The organism is Gordonia aquimaris, from assembly GCF_026262595.1.
GTDB classification, from domain to species: domain Bacteria; phylum Actinomycetota; class Actinomycetes; order Mycobacteriales; family Mycobacteriaceae; genus Gordonia; species Gordonia tangerina.
On sequence record NZ_JAPKFM010000072.1, the window covers coordinates 1 to 1,418 of the forward strand.

Genomic DNA, 1,418 nt, shown 5'->3' on the forward strand with positions numbered 1-1,418 from the left:
GAGGAATGATCAAGACCTGTGGATCAGGGAGGGCGTGCCTTCCCGTAAATATGATCCTGGTAGTCACTTGATCAAGTCAGCGTTGCAGCGCTGGCGGAAAGGCACGCCTCGTGCTCACGGTAGTCAACTCCAACGAAGGTTCCAACCCGGCTGGCGAGGACCGCTCCATCCTCGATCAGATCGTCCGAGACGGTGCTCGGCAGATGCTCGCCGCGGCATTGCGCGCCGAGGTCGCCGCCTACATCGACCAGTTCACCGATCAGGTCGATGAGAACGGGCACCGTCTGGTGGTGCGTAACGGCTCCCACAACGAGCGGGAGGTGATGACCGCTGCGGGTGCGGTTGCGGTGAAGGCACCGCGGGTCAACGACAAGCGCGTCGACCCAGACACCGGTGAGCGGCAGAGGTTCTCGTCGAAGATTCTGCCGGCGTGGGCACGCAAAAGCCCGGAGATCTCCGCGGTCCTGCCGCTGCTGTACCTGCATGGACTGTCCACCGGCGATTTCGGGCCGGCACTCGAGCAGTTCCTCGGTTCCGGCGCTGGGTTGTCGGCGGCCACCATCAGCCGACTCACTGCCCAGTGGCAGAAAGAAGCCGCAGCCTTCGCCGACCGCGACATCACCGCCGACTATGTGTACGTGTGGGTCGACGGCATCCACCTCAAGGTGCGCCTGGAGCAGGAGAAGCTGTGTCTGTTGGTCATGATCGGCGTCCGCGCCGACGGCCGCAAGGAGTTGATCGCGCTCGCTGACGGCTACCGGGAATCGACCGAGTCGTGGGCCGATCTGCTGCGCAGCTGTAAACGCCGTGGCATGCCGTCCCCGACCCTGGCGGTCGGGGACGGCGCGCTCGGGTTCTGGGCCGGGGTCCGCGAGGTGTTCCCCGAGAGCCGGGAACAACGCTGCTGGTTTCATAAGCAAGCCAATGTGCTTGCGGCACTGCCGAAATCGGCACACCCCAACGCTATCAAAGCGATGCAGGAAATCTACAACGCCGAAGACGAACAGCATGCCCGTCAAGCCATCGCTGCATTCGAGAAGACCTACGGTGCCAAGTATCCGAAAGCCGTGGCCAAGATCGTCGACGACACCGACGTGCTCCTGGAGTTCTATCGGTATCCCGCTGAGCATTGGATTCATCTGCGGACCACCAATCCGATCGAGTCGACGTTCGCGACCGTGCGGCTACGGACCAAAGTCACCAAAGGCCCCGGATCCCGCGCGGCCGGCATCGCGATGGCCTACAAACTGATCGAGGCCGCGCAGTCGAAATGGCGGGCGGTCAACGCACCACATCTGGTGAAACTGGTCCGTGATGGCGCCACCTTCGAGAAAGGCAAACTCGTCGAACCCGACGCCACCTCAGGCACCCAGGAGGCCGCCTGAAAACCGCTCATCCACAGGTCTTGACAATATCTC

General features: G+C 62.8%; 1 protein-coding gene. It reads left to right on the forward strand.

The window, feature by feature from the left end:
• Window positions 1-110: 110 nt before the first annotated feature.
• Window positions 111-1,385 carry an IS256 family transposase gene (locus OSB52_RS24605; protein ID WP_003946207.1) on the forward strand — a complete coding sequence of 425 codons (1,275 nt, stop codon included), beginning with the start codon at window positions 111-113 and terminating at the stop codon, window positions 1,383-1,385.
• The last annotated feature ends 33 nt before the right edge of the window (window positions 1,386-1,418 follow it).